Annotated in this window: 22 protein-coding genes, 1 tRNA gene, 1 pseudogene and 1 riboswitch; of the genes and pseudogenes, 11 read left to right on the forward strand and 13 right to left on the reverse strand. The window is 60.8% G+C overall.

All coding sequences use genetic code 11. The features are described 5' to 3' along the window. Nucleotides 1–243 precede the first annotated feature (243 nt). From ACWTU8_RS00610 to ACWTU8_RS00625, 4 genes are all read right to left on the reverse strand, one after another. Nucleotides 244–1257, reverse strand: coding sequence for an ABC transporter substrate-binding protein (locus ACWTU8_RS00610; protein ID WP_455846646.1), 1014 nt, complete (start codon nucleotides 1255–1257; stop codon nucleotides 244–246). Continuing rightward, on the reverse strand, nucleotides 1254–2012 hold the full coding sequence (locus ACWTU8_RS00615) for an ABC transporter ATP-binding protein (protein ID WP_455846647.1): 759 nt from the start codon (nucleotides 2010–2012) through the stop codon (nucleotides 1254–1256). The genes ACWTU8_RS00610 and ACWTU8_RS00615 overlap by 4 nt, the downstream gene beginning before the upstream one ends. Next, nucleotides 2009–2809 carry an ABC transporter permease gene (locus ACWTU8_RS00620; protein ID WP_455846648.1) on the reverse strand — a complete coding sequence of 267 codons (801 nt, stop codon included), beginning with the start codon at nucleotides 2807–2809 and terminating at the stop codon, nucleotides 2009–2011. Before ACWTU8_RS00620 ends, ACWTU8_RS00615 begins: the two co-directional genes overlap by 4 nt. A gap of 23 nt (nucleotides 2810–2832) precedes the next feature. Further along, nucleotides 2833–3024, reverse strand: coding sequence for a hypothetical protein (locus ACWTU8_RS00625; protein WP_455846649.1), 192 nt, complete (start codon nucleotides 3022–3024; stop codon nucleotides 2833–2835). Further along, nucleotides 3015–3127, reverse strand: a riboswitch (TPP riboswitch). It overlaps the preceding gene by 10 nt. A gap of 265 nt (nucleotides 3128–3392) precedes the next feature. Between ACWTU8_RS00625 and ACWTU8_RS00630 the strand changes: the two genes are divergently transcribed. The 5 genes and pseudogenes from ACWTU8_RS00630 (at nucleotide 3393) to ACWTU8_RS00650 (ending at nucleotide 6726) form a co-directional block, all read left to right on the forward strand. Then, entirely contained in the window at nucleotides 3393–4169 is a 777-nt protein-coding gene (locus ACWTU8_RS00630; protein ID WP_455846650.1) for a sulfite exporter TauE/SafE family protein, read from the forward strand. Between the two features lie 132 nt (nucleotides 4170–4301). Continuing rightward, on the forward strand, nucleotides 4302–4811 hold the full coding sequence (locus ACWTU8_RS00635) for a superoxide dismutase family protein (RefSeq protein WP_455848345.1): 510 nt from the start codon (nucleotides 4302–4304) through the stop codon (nucleotides 4809–4811). 232 nt (nucleotides 4812–5043) lie between these two features. Continuing rightward, nucleotides 5044–5473: pseudogene (locus ACWTU8_RS00640) on the forward strand (ABC transporter ATP-binding protein); the annotation flags it as partial. A gap of 9 nt (nucleotides 5474–5482) precedes the next feature. Next, a complete protein-coding gene (locus ACWTU8_RS00645) occupies nucleotides 5483–5923 on the forward strand; it encodes an ATP-binding protein DrrA1-3 family domain-containing protein (RefSeq protein ID WP_455848346.1) in 441 nt (146 codons plus the stop codon). Continuing rightward, nucleotides 5920–6726, forward strand: a complete 807-nt coding sequence (locus ACWTU8_RS00650; RefSeq protein ID WP_455846651.1) for an ABC transporter permease — start codon at nucleotides 5920–5922, stop codon at nucleotides 6724–6726. Before ACWTU8_RS00645 ends, ACWTU8_RS00650 begins: the two co-directional genes overlap by 4 nt. Before the next feature lie 127 nt (nucleotides 6727–6853). Here the strand turns inward: ACWTU8_RS00650 and ACWTU8_RS00655 are convergent, their stop codons facing one another. Together ACWTU8_RS00655 and ACWTU8_RS00660 are read right to left on the reverse strand one after the other, a co-directional pair. Next, complete coding sequence (locus ACWTU8_RS00655) at nucleotides 6854–7813, reverse strand: DMT family transporter (RefSeq protein ID WP_455846652.1); 960 nt, start codon at nucleotides 7811–7813, stop codon at nucleotides 6854–6856. 394 nt (nucleotides 7814–8207) lie between these two features. Continuing rightward, nucleotides 8208–8284, reverse strand: a tRNA-Met gene (locus ACWTU8_RS00660). Nucleotides 8285–8631: 347 nt separating this feature from the next. Here ACWTU8_RS00660 and ACWTU8_RS00665 point away from each other — a divergent pair. Next, nucleotides 8632–9597 (forward strand): Gfo/Idh/MocA family protein, encoded by a 966-nt coding sequence (locus tag ACWTU8_RS00665; protein WP_455846653.1) that lies wholly within the window; start codon nucleotides 8632–8634, stop codon nucleotides 9595–9597. 57 nt (nucleotides 9598–9654) lie between these two features. On the opposite strand, the gene mnmA is transcribed toward ACWTU8_RS00665, so the two are convergent. Then, nucleotides 9655–10845 (reverse strand): tRNA 2-thiouridine(34) synthase MnmA, encoded by a 1191-nt coding sequence (mnmA, locus tag ACWTU8_RS00670; RefSeq protein ID WP_065012039.1) that lies wholly within the window; start codon nucleotides 10843–10845, stop codon nucleotides 9655–9657. 273 nt (nucleotides 10846–11118) lie between these two features. On the opposite strand from mnmA, the gene sciP reads away from it, so the two are divergent. After that, nucleotides 11119–11394 (forward strand): CtrA inhibitor SciP, encoded by a 276-nt coding sequence (sciP, locus tag ACWTU8_RS00675; protein ID WP_006203587.1) that lies wholly within the window; start codon nucleotides 11119–11121, stop codon nucleotides 11392–11394. Further along, complete coding sequence (locus tag ACWTU8_RS00680) at nucleotides 11345–11659, forward strand: hypothetical protein (protein ID WP_455846654.1); 315 nt, start codon at nucleotides 11345–11347, stop codon at nucleotides 11657–11659. Before sciP ends, ACWTU8_RS00680 begins: the two co-directional genes overlap by 50 nt. Before the next feature lie 201 nt (nucleotides 11660–11860). On the opposite strand, the gene ACWTU8_RS00685 is transcribed toward ACWTU8_RS00680, so the two are convergent. After that, nucleotides 11861–12238, reverse strand: a complete 378-nt coding sequence (locus ACWTU8_RS00685) for a flagellar export protein FliJ (RefSeq protein WP_029349790.1) — start codon at nucleotides 12236–12238, stop codon at nucleotides 11861–11863. A gap of 450 nt (nucleotides 12239–12688) precedes the next feature. Here ACWTU8_RS00685 and ctrA point away from each other — a divergent pair, with 450 nt between their 5' ends. After that, on the forward strand, nucleotides 12689–13384 hold the full coding sequence (ctrA, locus tag ACWTU8_RS00690; protein WP_006203583.1) for a response regulator transcription factor CtrA: 696 nt from the start codon (nucleotides 12689–12691) through the stop codon (nucleotides 13382–13384). 117 nt (nucleotides 13385–13501) lie between these two features. Here ctrA and ACWTU8_RS00695 read toward each other — a convergent pair whose 3' ends face one another. Beyond that, complete coding sequence (locus ACWTU8_RS00695; RefSeq protein ID WP_455846655.1) at nucleotides 13502–13870, reverse strand: response regulator; 369 nt, start codon at nucleotides 13868–13870, stop codon at nucleotides 13502–13504. A gap of 244 nt (nucleotides 13871–14114) precedes the next feature. Beyond that, nucleotides 14115–14744: a histidine phosphotransferase ChpT gene (gene chpT, locus ACWTU8_RS00700; protein WP_127316798.1), complete on the reverse strand. Its 630-nt coding sequence runs from the start codon at nucleotides 14742–14744 to the stop codon at nucleotides 14115–14117. A 357-nt stretch (nucleotides 14745–15101) separates the two neighbouring features. Here chpT and ACWTU8_RS00705 point away from each other — a divergent pair, with 357 nt between their 5' ends. Both ACWTU8_RS00705 and ACWTU8_RS00710 read left to right on the forward strand, forming a co-directional pair. Further along, nucleotides 15102–15686, forward strand: a complete 585-nt coding sequence (locus ACWTU8_RS00705) for a DUF1134 domain-containing protein (protein WP_455846656.1) — start codon at nucleotides 15102–15104, stop codon at nucleotides 15684–15686. A 138-nt stretch (nucleotides 15687–15824) separates the two neighbouring features. After that, complete coding sequence (locus tag ACWTU8_RS00710) at nucleotides 15825–16994, forward strand: hypothetical protein (RefSeq protein ID WP_455846657.1); 1170 nt, start codon at nucleotides 15825–15827, stop codon at nucleotides 16992–16994. A 29-nt stretch (nucleotides 16995–17023) separates the two neighbouring features. Here ACWTU8_RS00710 and ACWTU8_RS00715 read toward each other — a convergent pair whose 3' ends face one another. The 3 genes from ACWTU8_RS00715 to ACWTU8_RS00725 all read right to left on the reverse strand — a co-directional run bounded on the left by ACWTU8_RS00715 (nucleotide 17024) and on the right by ACWTU8_RS00725 (nucleotide 19342). After that, nucleotides 17024–17827 carry a TrmH family RNA methyltransferase gene (locus ACWTU8_RS00715; protein WP_455846658.1) on the reverse strand — a complete coding sequence of 268 codons (804 nt, stop codon included), beginning with the start codon at nucleotides 17825–17827 and terminating at the stop codon, nucleotides 17024–17026. Nucleotides 17828–18068: 241 nt separating this feature from the next. After that, complete coding sequence (locus ACWTU8_RS00720; protein WP_455846659.1) at nucleotides 18069–18407, reverse strand: ArsR/SmtB family transcription factor; 339 nt, start codon at nucleotides 18405–18407, stop codon at nucleotides 18069–18071. Between the two features lie 173 nt (nucleotides 18408–18580). Further along, nucleotides 18581–19342 carry a HugZ family pyridoxamine 5'-phosphate oxidase gene (locus ACWTU8_RS00725; RefSeq protein ID WP_455846660.1) on the reverse strand — a complete coding sequence of 254 codons (762 nt, stop codon included), beginning with the start codon at nucleotides 19340–19342 and terminating at the stop codon, nucleotides 18581–18583. Nucleotides 19343–19485: the final 143 nt, after the last annotated feature.

Raw genomic sequence — 19485 nt, forward strand, 5'->3', positions numbered from 1 at the left:
TGTTCGATTCTAGACCTAAAGACTTGGCAGGCCGTATCGCTCGCGAAGGGTGCGCTCACCCCTAGCGTCGAAAACTTCCGAACGCTCCAGCAAAGGCATCACGTCGTCGATGATGCTTTGCTGGTCGACCCAATAGTCGAGGCAAGTCGAGGCAAGCGGGTCGCTTTTCGGGTATGCGCCAACCGGCCTCGTGACTGCCGAGGCTAAAGATCACGGCATTCAGATATATGCACAGCGGCGGGCTCATTTTTCGCCGGCTATATAGGCGTTGCTGTAATAGGCCGCGAAATCGAGGCGTTCGCCGATCAGGTTTCCATCGCTGTCGCGCAGGGCGCCGGCCTTGAACAGGTAGTCGCCAATCGCCTCCATCTTTGCTGGATCGATTGTGCCGATCGCGCCGGTGGGGCTTTGCAGATAGTGGCCGTCGACCAGCGCTTTCAGCGATGCTTCGATCAGCGGACGGTCGGTCAGCACGTCGCTGTTTGCTGCGATCAGGATATCAGCCGCTTCTTGCGGATGTTCGACGGCGAAGGCATAGCCGCGCCTGGTCGCGGCGATGAACCCAGTTGCCGTGTCCTTGTTCTTTTCGAGGTAGGCCCGGCTCGAGCCAATGAAATTGGTGTGTTGGTCGGGCACGCCGTAATCGGCGTAGCGGAAGGCGCGTTGGGCCTTGCCGTCAAGTTCCGCTTTGATCCCCTCCCAAGTATAGACTTCGAGCGTAAAATCGACTGCGCCATTGGCCAAGGCCTCATAGGCGGAGGTGCCCAGCGTCACCGTTTCGAATTTGCCCTCGCCGCCATCATGGCGGATGATGGTGCCGATCAGCGCATTCTCCCATGCGCTGCCGAAACCGCCATAGGTTAGGCCGTCCAGGTCCCTTGGGGACTGTATATCGGCGCGGTCGGCATTGAACACCAGCCTGCCGGTTTCTGTCTGCATGATGGCGTAGGTGGCGACGAGGTCGGCGCCGGCGGTGCGTTGGGTGAACAATCCTATGGATCCCAATATACCGAAATCAGCCACGCGGTTGGCGATCAGCGTACCGGCCGCAGTGTCGCTGTAGGGCAGGATCTGCACGTCGAGCCCGGCCTCGGCGTAGAAGCCTTTCGCCTGGGCGACATAGAGCCCGACATGGTTTGTGTTCGGCGTCCAGTCTAGTGCGACGGTGACAGTCTGCTGGGCGCGGACGGACGTGACGGGTCCGAGCCCGGAGATCAATGCGGCAGCGATGAAGAGGCGTCTGGAAAGCATGGTCATGTCCTTTGGGCGGGCTGTGGATCGAGCAGGGTATCGAGGATGTCGGCTTCGATGGCGCTGGCTTCCGGCGAGACAAGATCCGTGCGCGGGCGCGGAAGAGGTATGGCGATTTCGCGCAGCACGCGGGCGGGGCGGCTGCTCAGCACATAGATGCGGTCGGACAGGAAGACTGCCTCGCGCACGTCGTGGGTGATCAGCAGGACGGTCCAGCGGTGTCGGTCCCACATCATCGCAAGCCAGCGCTGCATGCCGGTGCGCGTGAGGGCGTCGAGTGCGCCGAACGGTTCGTCAAGCAACAGCATGGCGCGGTCCTGCACAACGGTACGCAACAGCGCGGCGCGCTGGCGCATTCCGCCCGAGAGCTGCGCCGGATACCTTTGCTCGAAGCCCGCAAGGCCGAATTCGCCGAAGAGCGGCGCCACCTTGTCGCGCGCCGCCTTGCGGGACATGCCTTGCACTTCCAAACCGAGCGCGGTGTTGTCGATAACCGTGCGCCAGGGCATCAGGACATCGTGCTGCGGCATGAAGGCAAACGGTCGGCGCGCGTCGGCCAATGGCCGCCCGTCGAAGTCGACACCGCGGCCGTAGCCTTCGAGACCGCCCGTCAGCAATCTGAAGATCGTGGATTTGCCGGCTCCGGAGGGGCCGAGGATTGAAACGAATTCGCCCGGCTCGACATGCAGGGTGATGCCGGCAAGCACGTCAATGTCGCCAAAACGCTTGCTGACTTGGCGCAGCTCCAGCCGTCTGCTCATGATTTTCGTGCGGCATCGAGCCGCTCCCATGGCATGGCGGCGCGCTGGATCAGCACCGTGGCGGCAAACAGGGCTAGCGTGAGCAAGGCGCTGATCAGCACGGCTGCGAGCACGAGATCGGGCCGGAAATTGTTCTTGGCGTTGAGCATGTAGATGCCGAGCCCTTTGGCCGCGCCGGCATATTCCGCGAAGATGGCGCCCACCACGGCGTAGGTGATCGAGATACGCAGTCCGGCGAAGAAATAGGGCAGCGAGGAGGGCAGGCGGGCCAGCAGGAAAATGCGCATGCGGGAAGCGCCCATCGAACTCAGAAGCGCCGAGATGTCCCGATCCGTCGATTCGTAACCCTGCACCAGCGCGACCAGCATGGGAAAGAAAGTCACGAGAGCGACCAGCATGATCTTCGGCGTCAGCCCGAAGCCGAACCAGAGAACGACCAGGGGGGCGATCGCCACCAGCGGCAGCGTCTGGCTAATGATGAAGACCGGGAACAGGGCGCGGCGCAACGGTTTGAAGAAATCGATCAGCACCGAAAGAAGGAAGGCAACGGCCAGCGAGCAGGCGAAGCCCACCAATGTGGCACTGATGGTCGGCACGGTGTTGTCGAACAGCGCCTGGCGCTGCTGGATGGCCTGGGCGAGAATGCGTGACGGCGCGGGTAGCGTGGTGGGCGAGATGCCCGAGATGCGCGCATAGAGCTCCCAAGCCAAAACCAGCGTGCCGACAGATAGCAAGGGCGGTCCGATCTTGGCGAACAAGGCTGCGATTCGGGGCGCGGGGGAGAAAGATTGGGACATGCGAGACCTGTCTGGCGAAAAGATCAGCGCGGGGCCGGGCTGTTGGCCGAAACCGTAAGCTCGATCGTGACATGGCCGACCGGCAGCGTCGAAATATCGCCTGTGCCCATGCGCAACCGATCGCGACAAGGGTCGAGCGCATCGAGCGCGGAGATCTCGACACGGACGAAATCGCCGGTCCTCGGATAAACAGCAATCTGTACGTCAGAAAACATCGCCCGCCTCGCTCCGCTGGTATTATCCAGATCAGCTCTAGGGTTTACGGGCTTGCAGCCCATCTCTCAGCCCCGACGATACGGAGCACCCCTGTGGATGGCGGCAATTAAACAGATATGGGGTGGAGCTGCAAGTCCGCGCCCGACCCGTATCCGACCCGTGAAACCTCAGGTCAGAGGAGGTGCGGCTACCCGAACATCCAATTCGAGAGATCGCTCTCGATATCCTAAGAGGCTGAATGACTGAAGGTACAGGAAAGGCGTCGATCGAGTGGACAATTTCCCGTTCGTGGTCACCATTGTCGATGCGAGGCGTTTGGTGAATTGTCTGTTCGGCAAATACGACCCGCGCTTTGTTGGAGAGCCAAATGCAAGAGTTCATTCTTTTTGCGCTCGTAGGGTTTGTAGCTCAAGCTGTGGACGGGGCTCTCGGCATGGCGTACGGCGTGATTTGCTCGACAACATTACTGGGGTTTGGCGTGTCTCCTGCACACGCTTCGGCTTCAGTTCACGCGGCTGAGCTGTTTACCACTGCGGCCTCGGGTTCGGCTCACCTCTATCACCGCAATATCGACTGGAAGCTTTTCTGGCGCCTGATGCCGTTTGGCGTTCTCGGCGGCGTTCTCGGCGCTTTTGTGCTCACCTCGTTTGAGGGAGCGATCATGAAGCCATATGTGACCACATACCTTGCGCTCGTCGGAGCTTGGCTCCTGTTCCGTTCCTTCCGGCGGATCCCAAGCAATCCGGTCCCTGCAAGCTCGGTACCTCCCCTTGGACTTGGTGGTGGATTTCTCGACGCGGCAGGGGGTGGCGGATGGGGACCTATCGTAACGACGGGCCTTCTCGGTTTTGGCGGGACGCCCCGCTACATTATTGGTACGGTAAATGCCAGCGAGTTCCTCATCACGCTCTCGGTGTCTCTGACCTTCTTGTTTGCGGTGCTAACGGGCCACTGGGAGGAGGCAGGAGAGCTAACGGAAAATCTACTCTCTGTCGCCGGCTTGATCCTTGGCGGCGTAGTCGCAGCGCCGATTGCGGGATGGGCAGTGAAGTCAATCGCAGAAAAGACGCTTCTCAGGCTCGTTGGCATTCTCATCATACTGCTGGCGGGCTGGCAAACCGCGCAACTCTTCGAATGGGTGTAAACTGAGGTACATCGAAAAAGTTGTCGGCGTCGCTTTCCTGGCGGCCGTGCCGGAGACGAAAACTCAATTCCCAAATGGAACGAAGAGACCCCTTTGATGTTTGGCTTCCTTGGACAACCGGAGGACGAGTTGATGAAAAAATTGGTTGCAACAGCAGGGTTGGCGCTGGCGGTCGCGATGCCTGCAGCGGCTCAGGACACCGCGACCGCGAAAGCCGAATTCGTCAACATGGCTGGCGAGAAGAACGGAACGGCCACGCTGACCGAGACGGCGCACGGCGTGCTGATAGCGTTGGAGGTAACAGGACTGCCGGCGGGTGAATGGGTCGCATACCATATTCACGAAACCGGGAAGTGCGACCATCAGACCGGCCATGCCTCGGCCGGTGGGCACTTCAATCCGACGAATGCCGAACATGGATACCTCACCGGGAAAGGCCCGCACGCGGGCGATATGCCAAATCAGCGGGTCGGCCCCGACGGCGTTTTGCGTTCCCAGGCTTTCAACAGCATGGTCAAGCTGGATGGTGGAGATACGGCCATACGAGGCAAGGCATTGATGATCCACGGCGGACAGGACGACTACAAAAGCCAGCCTGCAGGTGATGCCGGAAATCGTCAGGCCTGCGCCGTGATCGAGTGAAAACCCCGAAATGAGTAGAGACCTGTCCGACATGTGATCTGACCGGCTCTTCAGCCTCGGCGGCCAGGTAGATGGTCGGAGCCTCTAGCGTGATGATTGCATGAACGATACTTCTCCTAAGGGTGTGCCTTCTATGGGCCTTGCCCAGTCAGCCATTTCCGCTCGCGGCCTGGTCAAGACATTCGGCAAGCTGCGCGCGGTCGATGGTATCAATCTCGATGTGCCGCGCGGCATGATTTTCGCCATCTTGGGCCCGAACGGCGCCGGCAAGACAACGCTGATGCGGATGCTCGCGACGCTGTCGCGCCCCGACGCCGGCTCCGCGACCGTGATGGGGCACGATCTCGTGCAGGCCCCGCATGAGGTCCGTGCGGCAATTGCGATGACCGGGCAGTTCGCTTCGCTCGACGAGGACTTGACGGGTCGGGAGAACCTTCGTCCTGCTCGCCCGACTCTGGGGTTTTCGCGGTCGCGCCGCGAAAGCTCGTGCGGACGATTTGCTCGCGGCTTTCGGCTTGTCCGAAGCGGCGACGAAGCAGGTAAGGGATTATTCAGGTGGCATGCGAAGGCGGCTCGACATAGCCGCCTCGCTGGTCGTCACGCCGGGCGTGCTGTTCCTTGACGAGCCGACCACAGGCCTCGATCCGAACGCCCGCAAGGATGTCTGGGGCATGATCCGCGGCCTCGCCGAGGCCGGCGTCACCATCCTGCTCACCACCCAATATCTCGAAGAGGCCGATCAACTTGCAGCGCGCATCGCCGTCATCGACCACGGCAGGAAGATCGCCGAGGGTACCAGCCGCGAACTGAAGGCGGCCACCGGCTCCGGCTTTCTCCATGTCGCGCTCGCCGATGTTGCTCGGCTGGGCGAAGCGGCGACCATTCTGGAACGCCGGCTGGAGCACCCTGTCCAACGCAGTGCCGAAGGCGCGGAGCTCTCCGTCCTTGCCCGCACAGCGAAGACCGCCAACGAGGCGCTGGCCGAGCTGGTCGCCGCCGGCATCGAGCTGTCGCATTTCTCCATGGGCCAGCCCAGCCTCGAGGAGGTCTTCTTCGCGCTGACGGGCCAGCCGGGCCTGAGTGAAAGCCGCAAGGAAGGCGACAAGCCATGATCGACACGACATCCCTGCAGCGGCTGCAAAGCGTCGCCCGACCTAGAACCCCATCAGCCCTTTCCAACGCGCTCGTCTTCGGATGGCGCGCTGTGCTGAAGTTCAAGCATGTGCCGGAGCAGCTCTTCGATCTGGTGATGACTCCGATCATGTTCACGCTGCTCTTCACCTTCGTCTTCGGCGGTGCGCTCGCCGGTTCGCCTGGCGAATACCTGCAGTTCTTCCTACCCGGCATCCTGGTTCAGACCGTGGTGTTTAACGCAGTCTATTCGGGCATGGGATTGTCGACCGATCTCGGCAAGGGCTTGTTCGACCGCTTCCGATCGCTGCCGATCTGGTCGCTGTCTCCGTTCGCCGGCCTGATGGTGGGCGACATCCTGCGCCATTTGATTGCCGCCTCGATCATTCTCGCCATCGGGCTGATCCTTGGCTACCGGCCTGAGGCAGGCATCCCCGGCGTGCTTGCCGCCTTCGCCATGCTGATCGCCATCGGGTTCGGCATGGGCTGGGTATTCATCGTGCTCGGCCTGCTGATCCGCACGCCAACCACGGTGATGACGCTCGGCTTTACTTTCCTGTTCCCTCTCGTCTTCGCCTCCAACATCATGGTCGACCCCGGAACCATGCCCGACTGGCTGCGGGCTTTCGTCGAAGTCAATCCAGTGTCGCTGATGACGACGGCGCTGCGCGGGCTGATGGGTGGCGGGGCGACACTCAATCAGGTCGTCCTCGCCCTGATCGCGCCGGTAGCGCTGACCGCGATCCTGGCGCCGACGACCCTATGGCTGTATCTCAGAAGGTGATTGGTTCTGCGCATGCCGCAGAAGGACCGCCGATCCAAGCGAAACCGTCGAACGTTATCTGGCGTGATGTGCGCCTCGGCTCTTGATCGCTAAGCGCCGTCTTGGGTTCGGCTGTGCGGATGTTCCCCTACGCGACATGCACCGTGCGCTGCCTTGGCTTGATCGCGGTGGCGAGCAGCAGGCCGGCGACGATAAAGGCAGCGCCGGCGAGGTCGTAGTCGTGCAAGCTTTCCCCAAGGAAAAGATAAGCGAGCACGGCGACGAAGACAGTCTGCAGATAGAGCAGCATGCTGGCGCGCCCGGCACCAAGCGTCTCGACGCTGCGGTTGTAGAGGTAATACATCAGAGCGCCGCCCGGACCAGCGACATAGGCGAGTGCCAGAAGGCCGTTCGCATGCAGCGCCGAACGCTCGCCGGAAAACAGCTCCCAGAGATAAAGGGGCAGTGCGACCAGCGCGCCGGCTCCTAGCAGCAGGACCACCATCGGCAGAAGCTCGATAGCGAATTTGGAGCGACGCAGCAGCACGGTGTAGAGGCCCCAGCAAAACGCGCTGCCGACGATCCACAACTCGCCGGGATTGAACTGGAGCCGCATCAGCGCGGTAAGGTCGCCGCGCGCTACGATCACCACCATCCCGACCAGAGCGAGCAGCGCGCCAAGAGCCTTCCAGACGCCGAGGGGCTCGCCGAGCACGTAGCGGGCAAGCACCATGGTCATGATCGGCGACAGCGCCATGATGATGCCGGCGGTCGTCGCGTCGGTGTAACTGAGGCCCGTGTAGATCATGCCCTGACAGAGGGTCAGCCCGATCGCGCCGATGGCCAGCACCTCGATCGCCCGGGACTGGATCAGCACGAGCATCGCCCCGTGATGACGATGGACGATAGGCAGCAGGATCGCGCAGGCGAGCGCCAGCCGCCAGAAGCAGAGCGCCCAAGGCGGCATTTCGGGGGCAACCCACTTGGCTGCGATGTAGACGCCGGCGGACAGGAGCCAGCAGAGCGTCGCGGTGGAATAGGCGAGAGGAAGCGATACGCCGGCAGTCGCCTTGGCTACGCTTGGATCGGCTATCGGCAGCGATTGCATGTCCCTCTCCTCCCACTGCGGATCTTAGCAAGATTGCTGCGACTTGCCGAGCAGCAACGCCACCTATTTCACCGATCCTTTGTGCGGCGGTTTTTTGTTTTCCGTGTGGAACACAGGCCAGCGACGAAAGTTCGGCTTCTGCAGCCGCAGACAAATGCTGCCAGATCGGATCCTCCCCGCCGATCACAGCCCGCGTCCTTCTCCCAGGGGCGCGGGCTTTCTGGATCAGTCCCTTTGATCCCAACAGACCGTTGCCCGCGACCTCTGCCGGAGGCGCGGGCTTTTCAATCGCGTCCGCCTCGCCGGCAGAACGGGCGAAGCGCAAGCAGACGAATGCTGCTTAGTGTTCCCGCCGCTAAGCGGATCAAAATTATTGAGCGATTTGAAAGAGTTGTGGTAGCGGGAGAGGGACTTGAACCCCCGACCCCAGGATTATGATTCCCGTGCTCTAACCAACTGAGCTACCCCGCCAGGGCGGCGAAGGTCCGAAATCCTCCTTAAATCAGAAGGCATGTCGAAGCGTTCGCCAAGGTCGGGCGGATATAAGGTTGGGACGCCAAGCCTGTCAAGCATCGATGCAGCCGGCATGCCGGCACGTTCTATCGCATCGTGCTTCCGAAAACCGGAATCGATTTTCGGAAAGCGCGATGCGAAGGTTTACGGTCTTGAGACGCGTACTTGTGCGTCCCAATCGGACACGCGTCGCTCTGATGGCCGAAAAGCTTTGCCGGGCAGATAATTGCGCACAGAAATGCCGGGGTTGAGTTCGGCGGGGCCCGCCGCTATGTCTCGGCCACGAAATTCTAGAGTTGGAATTGATGAAACCGCGCATTGCAGTCCTCGGTTGCGGATACTGGGGCAGCAACCACATCCGCACCCTCAAGGCGCTCGGCGCGCTGCACGCGGTCTCGGACGTCAACCCTGCCCGCGCCGAAGGCTTCGCCAGTGAGCAGGATTGCCTGGCGATCGAGCCGGAGGCGCTGTTTGTCCGCAGCGACGTCGATGCCATCGTAATGGCGCTGCCGCCGCAGTTCCACGCCGATATGGCGATGCGCGCAGTCCGGGGCGGCAAGGACGTGCTGGTGGAAAAGCCGATCGCGCTGACGGTGGCGGATGCCGAGCGCTCGGTGAAGGCGGCGGCCGACAATGGCCGCGTCTTCATGGTCGGCCATGTGCTGCGCTTTCATCCAGCCTTCGAGACGTTGAAGGCGCTGATCGACAGTGGCGAACTCGGCGAGGTCCGCTATATCCATTCGCACCGCCTCGGGCTCGGCAAGTTTCATACCGAGAACGATGCGCTGTGGGACCTTGCGCCGCACGATCTGTCGATGATCCTGGCCATCACCGGCACGGAACCGATCGAGGTGCGTGGTGAGGGGGCAGCGCTCCTCGACAATCTCAGCGATTTCGCGCATTTGCACATGCGCTTTCCCAATGGTCTGCGCAGCCATCTCTTCGCGTCGCGGCTCAACCCTTACCGCGAGCGGCGGCTGACCGTGGTCGGCACCAAGGCGATGGCGGTGTTCGACGATGTCGAGCCGTGGGAGCGCAAGCTCGCCGTCTACCGCCATGCGGTGTGGCAAGACAGCGGCCAATGGGCCTTCACCACCAACGAGCCGTCCTATGTGGCGGTGGGCGAAGGCATGCCGCTGACGCGAGAGCTCGAGCATTTCCTCCAGTGCATCGAGACGCGGGCAGAACCGCGTACCAGCGGCGAGGAAGCCATCAGGGTGCTGCGTATCCTGACCGCTGGCACGGTTATCCACACCGGATCGTCTTCCTGAGAGAAAAATGCGGCTGTATCAGAGCCTGATCCATCCCGATAAAATCGGGATCTTCGTCTATTCGGCGGGAATCTGCGCCGGGCGGGCTGCCAGCCGCGTCAGCATCGCCTCGGCCTCGGCGCCACGCTCGGAACGCTCGATGAAGCCGCCGCCGAACACGCGGGCTTCGTTGCCGTCGTCGGAATAGAGCACGCAGGCCTGGCCGGGCGCGATGCCGGACTCGCCGTCGACCAGTTCAACCGAAGTGATCCCGGCGTTGTGATGCAGCACGGCCGGGCGCGGCGGGCGTGTCGAGCGGACCTTGGCGAAAAGCTCCAGCCCAGCCGTCGGGATATCTGACAGTGCAGCGTCGCCCAGCCAGTTCATGTCGCGCAAATAGATCTTATGCGTCTCCAGCGCCTCGCGCGGACCAACGACGACGCGGGCCCGGTCGGCGTCGAGATGGACGACGTAGAGCGGCTCGCCCGACGCGATGCCGATGCCGCGGCGCTGACCGATCGTGTAGCGCAAAATGCCTTCATGGCGGCCGAGCACGCGGCCGTCGATATGGACGATGTCGCCCGGATTGGCAGCAGTCGGCTTCAGCTTGGCTATGATGTCGGAATATTTGCCCTGCGGGACGAAGCAGATGTCCTGGCTGTCCTGCTTGGCGGCGACCGTTAGCCCCATTTCCTCGGCGATGGCGCGAACCTGCGGCTTCGACAGGCCGCCGAGCGGAAAGCGCAGATAGTCGATCTGCGCCTGCGTGGTGGCGAAAAGGAAATAGCTCTGGTCGCGGTCCGCGTCGACAGGCCGGTACAGTGCGCGATGGGCGCCGTTGGCTCCAGAGCGGATGTAATGGCCGGTGGCCAGCGCGTCGGCACCGAGCTCCTTGGCGGTCGCCAGAAGGTCGGCGAATTTCACCGTCTGGTTGCAGGAAACGCAAGGGATCGGCGTTTCGCCGGCCACATAACTCTCGGCGAAGGGGTCGATCACCGCCTTGCGGAAGCGCTCCTCGTAATTGAGCACATAGTGCGGAATGCCGAGCGTCTCGGAGACGCGACGAGCATCGTCGATATCCTGGCCCGCGCAGCATGAGCCGGCCCGGTGCGTTGCCGCGCCGTGGTCGTAGAGCTGCAGCGTGACGCCGACGACGTCATAGCCTTCATGCTTCAATAGGCCGGCAACGACCGACGAATCGACGCCACCCGACATGGCAACAACGATGCGGGTATCTTCGGGGCGTCCGGGAAGGTCGAGGCTGTTCATGGTTCTTTCGTTCTGCACGGCGCCCTGGATGACGGTGCTTGAATGCCAATGGCCGGAATATAGGTCAAGCTTTCCGGGTGCGCCAGCTTCGCGAGCCGGCCGATTTTTTCTAATGGATACGGCGCTTGCGGGCAGATGCCTCAAATGCCGACGAAAAGACTAACGCGCCGTTCATGATCCTTACCTACCTATTAGGGTTCGCTTAGGCAATTTTTAAAGCTGTGGCGGTAATGTGGTGGGGATTGGGTCTTTGAGTTTTTAGTAGAGAGTACGATGACCGATCTTGTTAGACCGCGCGTCAAATATGTTATCGGGCCCGACGGCAGCCCCCTTACGATTGCCGATCTGCCGCCGACGAACACACGTCGCTGGGTTATCCGGCGCAAGGCCGAAGTGGTGGCGGCGGTGCGCGGCGGGCTTCTGAGCCTCGAAGAGGCATGCCAGCGCTATAAGCTGACCACCGAGGAATTCCTGTCCTGGCAAGCGTCGATAGACGAATATGGCCTTGCCGGGCTGCGCACGACGCGCATCCAGCAATATCGGCATTAGGGCTGGTCCAAGTAAGTCAAAAGGCGCGACAATCCGCGCCCTTATTTGCTTTGCCGCAACGGCTCTCTCTGCTTCAGACCGTCAGCACAATATTGCCGATCGGCATGGCGGCGGGAAAGACATGGATTGCGCCTGCGCCATCGAGCAGGTCTTTGCCAGATTAGGCCGCAAGCTCTTTCGCATCGACCTTGCCAAGTTCCATAAGGCCTGCGCGGTCGGGCCCGCCGGACATCCGCTCGACGCGCCGAACTCGGCCAGAACCTGATGGGCTGCTCAATCAGATATGGTCCTGGTCGGAACCGCATACGCCCGACATTAGGGATGCCCGGATGCGGCCGGTCGCGGAATATGAAGGGGATTTGGTAGGATAGGCCTGAAACTGGCGGCTGCTCGACCGATGAGCGGCGACGTTCCAGGTGAGCAACGCCCTGATCGCTGGGTGTTGACTGGCCTTAAAGCCTTGTTTTCAGCCGATCATGGCGCTGCGGCCGCCGGTCTCGGCGTCGCGAATCTTGGTGTCGCGTGATTCGAGCATTTCCGCTTTGGAAAGCTCCGCTTCGGCTTCGCCGAGCAGTGATTCGGCAACGCTTCGCTGCTGGGCGAGGTCGCTTTGCGAATTTCTGAGATTGTCGCGGCGCAGGCGCGCTGCCTTGGCGAAGGTCGGATAGGCAAAATGGTTGATGTCGGTGATGCCGGCTTTCTTTTCTTCGGCAGTGATCTGAAGCTCGAGTTCGACAGCCATGCGCTCGAATTCGGCGATCATCATGTCGAGTTGCAGCAATTGCCGCCGCTTCTCATTCACCTGAAACTGCTTCAGCCGAACGAGGTTTTCACGTGACTTCATGATTCGGTACTCCTGGAAACGCACACCTGCACATATCGTCCAATCCACCTGGCAAACTCAGGCTTCACCCGTCTCCACCGACTTTACCGGAACTATGGGAAACAAATTCCTAAAGTTTTTTGCCGGCGGTAACCATTCGTTTACGGGCATTGTTAATCATACGGCTCAGGACTTAAGGCCGGGTAAAAATTCCGGCTCTCGATGCGGAAGCACGGCCAGCGAGTCTCTGGAGTCACTTAGCCTGACTCATTAATGTTTTGCATTAGCGTTTTGGTTCTGTGATTCACTATTAGATTCAACAAGGTGTAGAAAGGGGTTAAAAAATCTGATACCGTCAGCGGCACGGAATTAGGTTTTGTTAACCATTCGATGGCAGCCTCTGCTCAGGCAATCACTGCTCCGGTCCTGGACGGGTCGTGAAATGGTCCGGCAGCAGAAAAGGGGAATGAAATGCGTGTTCTGCTGATAGAAGATGACAGTGCGACCGCACAAAGCATCGAGCTGATGCTGAAATCGGAAAGTTTCAATGTCTACACGACCGATCTTGGCGAAGAAGGTGTCGATCTAGGCAAGCTCTACGACTACGACATCATCCTTCTCGATCTCAATCTGCCCGACATGTCGGGATACGAGGTCTTGAGGACACTTCGCCTTTCCAAGGTGAAGACCCCGATCCTTATCCTCTCCGGCATGGCCGGCATCGAGGACAAGGTACGTGGCCTCGGCTTCGGCGCAGACGACTATATGACCAAGCCGTTCCACAAGGACGAACTGGTTGCCCGCATCCACGCCATCGTGCGGCGTTCCAAGGGCCATGCCCAGTCGGTGATCACCACCGGCGACCTGGTGGTCAATCTCGATGCCAAGACCGTTGAGGTAGGTGGCCAGCGCGTGCATCTGACCGGCAAGGAATACCAGATGCTGGAACTGCTCTCGCTGCGCAAGGGCACTACGCTCACGAAGGAAATGTTCCTCAACCACCTTTACGGCGGCATGGACGAACCGGAACTGAAGATCATCGACGTCTTCATCTGCAAGCTGCGCAAGAAGCTCGACGCCGCTTCCGGCGGCCAGAACTACATCGAGACGGTTTGGGGTCGCGGCTATGTGCTGCGCGAGCCGGAAGATATCCGCGTCAGCGCCTGAGCTGACGACGCCGATGCGATCGATTTTCGACAAAAATCCGGCTTCGGCCGGACTTTTGCGATTGTAGCGCAGACATTAGAGCGCCGACCTCCTGGGCCATGTGCCAGGGTCGGCGAATCAGGCTGCAATTCTCAGGGTGCGGAAGCACTCGAGAAGTTGCGGCCGATTGAACGGCTTCAGCAGATAGCCTTGAGCGCCGGCGCGCTTTGCCCGCATGATCGAAGCGACGTCGACCTCAACCAGCGAAATCAGGATCTGGGGCCGTATCGGACTTTCGATGGCGCATACGCGGCGAATGACGTCCTCCGCCTGCATGTCCGGTAAGGCGCCGTCGACGACGATGATATCCGGCATGTCAGCAGTGCACATCTCGACCGCGTCAAAACCGCGCGCAGCTTCGATGACCAGCATGTCGGAACCACCCAGGATGCGCTTTGCGACCTTCCTGATGACGCTCGAATCGTCGATGAACATGCAGCGTTTCATTTCCGGGCCCTCTGTGCCATGCGGCAATCCGGCAGCGTCGCGGTACTGAAAGGCACGGTAGGATCAATCCGGTAAAGAAGCTGAAAAGCCAATAGATAAAATTTTTGCAAGACCAGCTTTTACGGAAACTTCTTGACGATGCTTCGGTCGAACTAGCCGGGAGGGTTCATTTCATTCATCCGTGAAGGCGTAGTAAACACTGTCTAAAAATAGTTGTCTATTCTTGTCACTCACCTTAGTAACGTCAAGCGGCCGATAGCACGATTTCTTCTGCGGTTGCGTGTATCGATATCGTCATGTTCGCCTCGCGCGCCAGAAGCAGCGTGTAGTAGGGCTGCACCGAATGCGCGTCGATCGGTTCTTCAGGCTTGTTGCCGGAATGGAGTTCCAGGAATTTGGGCGGCACGCGCAGCATCGGACCGCTCGCGGCGAGCGCAAAGCGTGGTTCTGTGTCGAGGTTTTCAAGCGTAACCGTAAGCTTACCGCCACGCGGAATGGCGGCGTTGGCGACGAGAATTAGGTTGAGCAGGAGCTTCACCTTGTTCTTGGGCAGCAGCGCACGGGTTCCGTTCCAGACCAGTTCCGGCTTTTCGTTCTTCAAAAAGGCGATCGCAACGGCCTCGGCGTCCCCGGTGTCGATCATCATGCCGGCAGAACCGGCTGCGCCGAAGGCGATGCGGGCGAATTGCAGGCGGGCCGAAGCGTTTCTGGCGCTCTGGCGAATCAATTTCATGGCGTCTTCGTCGGCGCCGCCTTCGTCGAGCAGCTCAAGCCCGTTGTTTATGGCGCCGACCGGCGAAATGATGTCGTGGCAGACTCGGCTGCACAAAAGCGCTGCGAGATCGGGTGCGGAAAGGGTGAAAAGCTCGGCCATCGGCGAAAGTCCCTGCAAAATTCCACTAAAAATGGCCGGGCGATCAATGGTCACGCCTGTCCACGCGAATCACGCTCTCTCCCAAGGCCTACTGAATACACAGCGCCTGAGCGTGCAGCAACAAATCCGGAATTGCCGTTATCGAAAATGGTGTGTTCACGCAGGGGTGCGGATACTGCGCGGGCGACGCGAAACCGGCTCGAAACCAGCCTTCTAACCGCCATCTTCATGTGAAAGCTTAATGGTTGAAAAAGGATTACGGCATAGTTTGCCCATAACAGTCATCCTTAGCGGCCGCCAAAGAGCCGCACGGATGCGAGGCGTCGGCGAAAGTGCTCCCTGACGGAGATTGGAAGCATGTTTTCCCGATACTACGACCGGAGCTTTTTCCGTGTCACCTCAATGGCGATAGCTCTGATGGGCCTTGTCGTCGTCTTTTCAACCTCGCCTTCGCGGGCCCAGGAATACACCGCTCAGGAGATCGTCGATTCCGGGCATAAATTCTTCGGCGCAACATCGGGCGGGCTCGCCACCGTCGTCGAGAAGATTTTCGCCTCCTACGGCCTGCCTAATGGCTATTTGCTTGGCGAGGAGGGCTCGGGCGCACTGATCGGTGGCCTGACCTATGGCGAAGGCACGCTCTACACCAAGAATGCCGGCGATCACAAAGTGTTCTGGCAGGGCCCGTCGCTCGGCTGGGATTTTGGCGGCGAGGGCTCGCGGGTGATGATGCTGGTCTACAATCTCGACGATGTGAACAGCCTCTACAATCGTTTCGGCGGCGTTGCCGGCTCCGCCTATCTCGTGGCTGGCGTCGGCTTCAACGTGATGAAGAACAACAATGTGCTGCTGGTGCCGATCCGTACCGGCGTCGGCGCCCGGCTTGGCGTCAATCTCGGTTATCTCAAGCTTACCCAGCGTGCCACCTGGAATCCGTTCTGAGCAGGCGGTTGCCTCGTCATCCCGATTGGTTCCAGGATCGAAGACTTGAACATTGCTGCGGCAGACCCTTGCCGCAGCACTGGAATTCCGTCATGCGAACGTGGCACAGTCCCTAACGGTCCATAACGGATAGTCACCTTGGTTCAGTCGGTCCTGTTCTTTGTCCTCGGCTTTCTCTGCGCCGGCTTTGTGGCGCTGATGATTGCCCCGGCCATCTGGCGGCGGGCCGTGATGCTGACGCGCAAACGCGTCGAGGGCTCAATGCCGCTGACGCTGGCCGAGATTCAGGCGGAGAAGGATCGCATCCGCGCCGAGTTCGCCATGTCGACGCGCCGGCTCGAAATGAGCGTCAAGTCGTTGCGCGAAAAGGCGGCCGAACAGCTTGTCGAGATCAGCCGCGGCCGCGAGGCCCTGAAGGAGTTGGCGCTCGAGCGGAAGGACAAGAAACAGGCCCTTTCCGAACTCGAGGCCAAGGGTGAAGACCTTCGACAGCGCGAAGACCAGCTGCAGCTTTTGTCGGATCGGCTTGCTCAAACCGAACATGCCCTGGAAAAGCGTGTGCTCGAGCTGAAAAAACTGGAGCATATGTATGACGACGCCAGCTTTTCTTCCAGCAGCCGTCAGATCCAACTTGTGGCGCGCGAGTCCGAACTGCAAAAGCTGGCCGACGACATGTCGGTGCTGCGTGGCCAGCGCAAGGAGGCGGACAGGCGCCAACAGGAGAGCGCGGCCGAGAGCAAGGCCGCACGAGACGCATTGAAGGCCGAGAAGAAACGGACCGGCGAACTGGACAAGAAGGTCGAGCGCCTGCTCGCCACGCTTGCCGATCGCGAGGACAAGCTTGACCGCCGCGAAAAGGAAATCGCGCGGCTTCGCCAAAAGTCGAAAGGCGAAAGCGTGGAAAACGCCTCGGCGGTGCGTCTCGTCGGAGTGCAAGGTAGTCAGGGCGATGCGGCCGTCAAGGACGACGACGAGATCCAAAACGCCATCGCCAAGCTCGACAGCGACCGAGAGCGGTTGGAGGCGAGGCTGACGGAACTGGCCCGCGAGAACAAGAAACTGAAAACGGAGCTTGCCGCCTTCGAGGCATCCAAATCCGAAGACGGCGACGATGCGCGCCGCGCCAGCGCTGCATTGCGTGAGCAGATGAGCGACCTGGCGGCGCAAGTCGTCGCCCTGACGGCGAAGCTCGACGGGCCGGAGTCGCCGATCACAAAGGTTCTTGCGGCACCCAACCAAACGGGAAGCGGCGAACGCAGCCTTGCCGATCGCGTGCGGGCGCTGCAGAAGGCCGAATCGACGCATTGAACCCGGGCAGTGATGCTGTCTTCTGCGGCTCAGGTGCTGCTTGCCGAAAAATGATGTAAGGCGATGGCTGACGCGGCGGCGACATTCAGGCTGTCGAAGCCTTCTGCCATATCGATCCGCACCGTCCGCAGACGGGCGAGCAGGCTTTCGGGCAGGCCTTCGCCTTCGGTGCCGAGATAGAGCGCCAGCCGTTCAGTCCTTTTCGTATCGCGGATGCCGGTTCGCCCGCGCGGCGACAAAGCGAACTGGCCGAAGCCCAGCCGGTCGAGCGCTGTAGTGAAGCCGATGGTCTCAGTGAAGGAGGCGAAGGGGACTTTCAGCGCAGCGCCGACCGAAACGCGGATCGCCTTGCGGTACAGCGGATCGCAGCAGGTCGAGTCTAGAAACACGGCATCGGCGCGGAAGGCGGCGGCGTTGCGAAAGATCGAGCCCATATTGTCATGGTTGGCGATGCCGACCAGCACGACGATCAACGCCCGGGCGGGCAGGGTATCCAGCAAGGCCTCTGCAGACTGCGCCGCGCCTTTGCGGCCAATCGCCAATATGCCGCGATGCATGTGAAAGCCGGCAATCCTGTCCATGACCTCGCTGGCAGCCACATAGACCGGAAGGTCCAAGGGTGCTTTGCGCAGGATTCCGTCGAGGCCTGCCAGCCGATTTTCGAGTACCAGCACCGATTCGGCCGCAAAGCGTTTGGCCCCGAGCAGCATTTCGAGCACCACCTTTCCTTCGGCAACGAAACGGCCCTGCCGCCCGGCAAGATCGCGCTCGCGGATCTCGAGATAAGCGGCGACGCGCGGGTCTTGCGGGTCGTCGATACGAATGGGGCGCATGCTTGCCTCAGCTGACTCGCATCGGCCCGATCGTGGTGAGTTTTCCGACAGCACGACGCGTGGATCCAAAGTGTTAGAGCGTACTTTCTGCGTCCAACTGGACGCAAGTCCCTCTTAGAATCGTTAGCGAGGTAAGGGTGCCCGGGCCAGTTCTTGCATTTATAGATATCGTTATCCCAAAACCGCTTCGCACCCTCGGTCAAGCCCAAGGGCAGGCTTTTGGGCGACATGCATTGGCCGGTTACGTCCCGGAGCGACGCGGGCGGTATGCCATCTGCGATAGCTCACCCTCGCCGAAAATCCCGTCCAGCGTGTTGAGAAGTTCGCGCACGGCATCGGATTTACAGGAATAGTAGATCATCTGCCGGTCGCGCCGGGTCTCGACGAGATCGAGCCCCCGCAGTTTGGCCAGATGCTGTGACAGGGCGGATTGGCTGAGCAGAACCTTCTCGGCGATAGCGCCGACCGACATTTCACCGTCGGCCAGATAGTTCATGATCAACAGTCGTTTCTCGTTGCCCATCAGCGTCAGAAATGCAGCCGCTGATTCGGCATTGGCAATTAGCTTTTTCGAGACCATCGATCCCCCATGCCTTCCTGCTCATCCGGCGCTATGGGGGCAATAGCGTCTGATTCCATAGGCTCACTCGCGAATGTGCGCTGGCGATTCAACGCTACCGGGAAAGCGTAGAACATCTCGCTCAAACCTCAAGACTTGCTTTCGGCCCGACGCGATTAACTGTCGGACTGTGTTTAATCCGCCACTCGGCCGGTTTTTGCCATGTCGACCAGAACATGCCTGAGCTCGCGCGCCGTCCTCAATGGCTCGGGAAAGAACACCCGGCAGACATCGTCGCCCAGCGCCAGGTCCATGCCGTCGGCGTCGAAGCCGGTGACGACCCAGCCGTCGCCCACCGCCTTGGCGAAGTGGCGCGCGTAGACGGCGATTGCGTCGCTATGGTCGGCATTCATGTGGTCGAGGGCGGATTGTTCGCCAGCGGCAAGCTCTTCGACGATCGGTCCGGTCGTGACCAGATCGGCGCGTTCGAGCAGGTAGGCCTTGCCAAAGCCGCCGTTGAGACTGGCGCGCTCTGGCTCGAGGCGGAAGATCGAGAAGTCGCCAAGACCGGCATAGAGCTTCGCCTTGGGGTTGCGGTTGAGATAGCGCCGGTCGGCGCGGGCGTGCTCGCTGGATCCACGCTCAAGCCGTGCTGCCCGACAGACGAGCGTCAACCGCGGGTGCGCCAGCGGGTCGCCCTTGCCGGGCTCGCCGACAAGCAGCGAACAGCGCGGGTCGGCAAGGATCGCGCCGGTATGGGCGGACAGCATCGATACAAGGATCAGCGGCGTGCCGTCGAGATCGGTGGCGACGCCAACCCTGCTGGCCAGCGGCGAACCGGTCCCGGGTTCGATCACCGCCAGCGCGCCGAAACGGGCACTGCGGATCAGCGTCTTTGCCAGCCTGATCGCTTCGGCGTCGGTCTCGCGGATCACGTCCTTCCTTCGGTCGGCCAAAATCCACACCGTCTTAAGCTGATGTTTAGTCTCTGGTTATCAACCTATCACACCGGATTTGACAAGGGCTTCAGTTTCGATTTCGGGAAGGCAGAAGCGTGCCAGCACGGTCGCCGCCTGACAATCGTGATCGGCCGGCATAG

This window comes from Mesorhizobium sp. BHbdii (genome assembly GCF_053848045.1).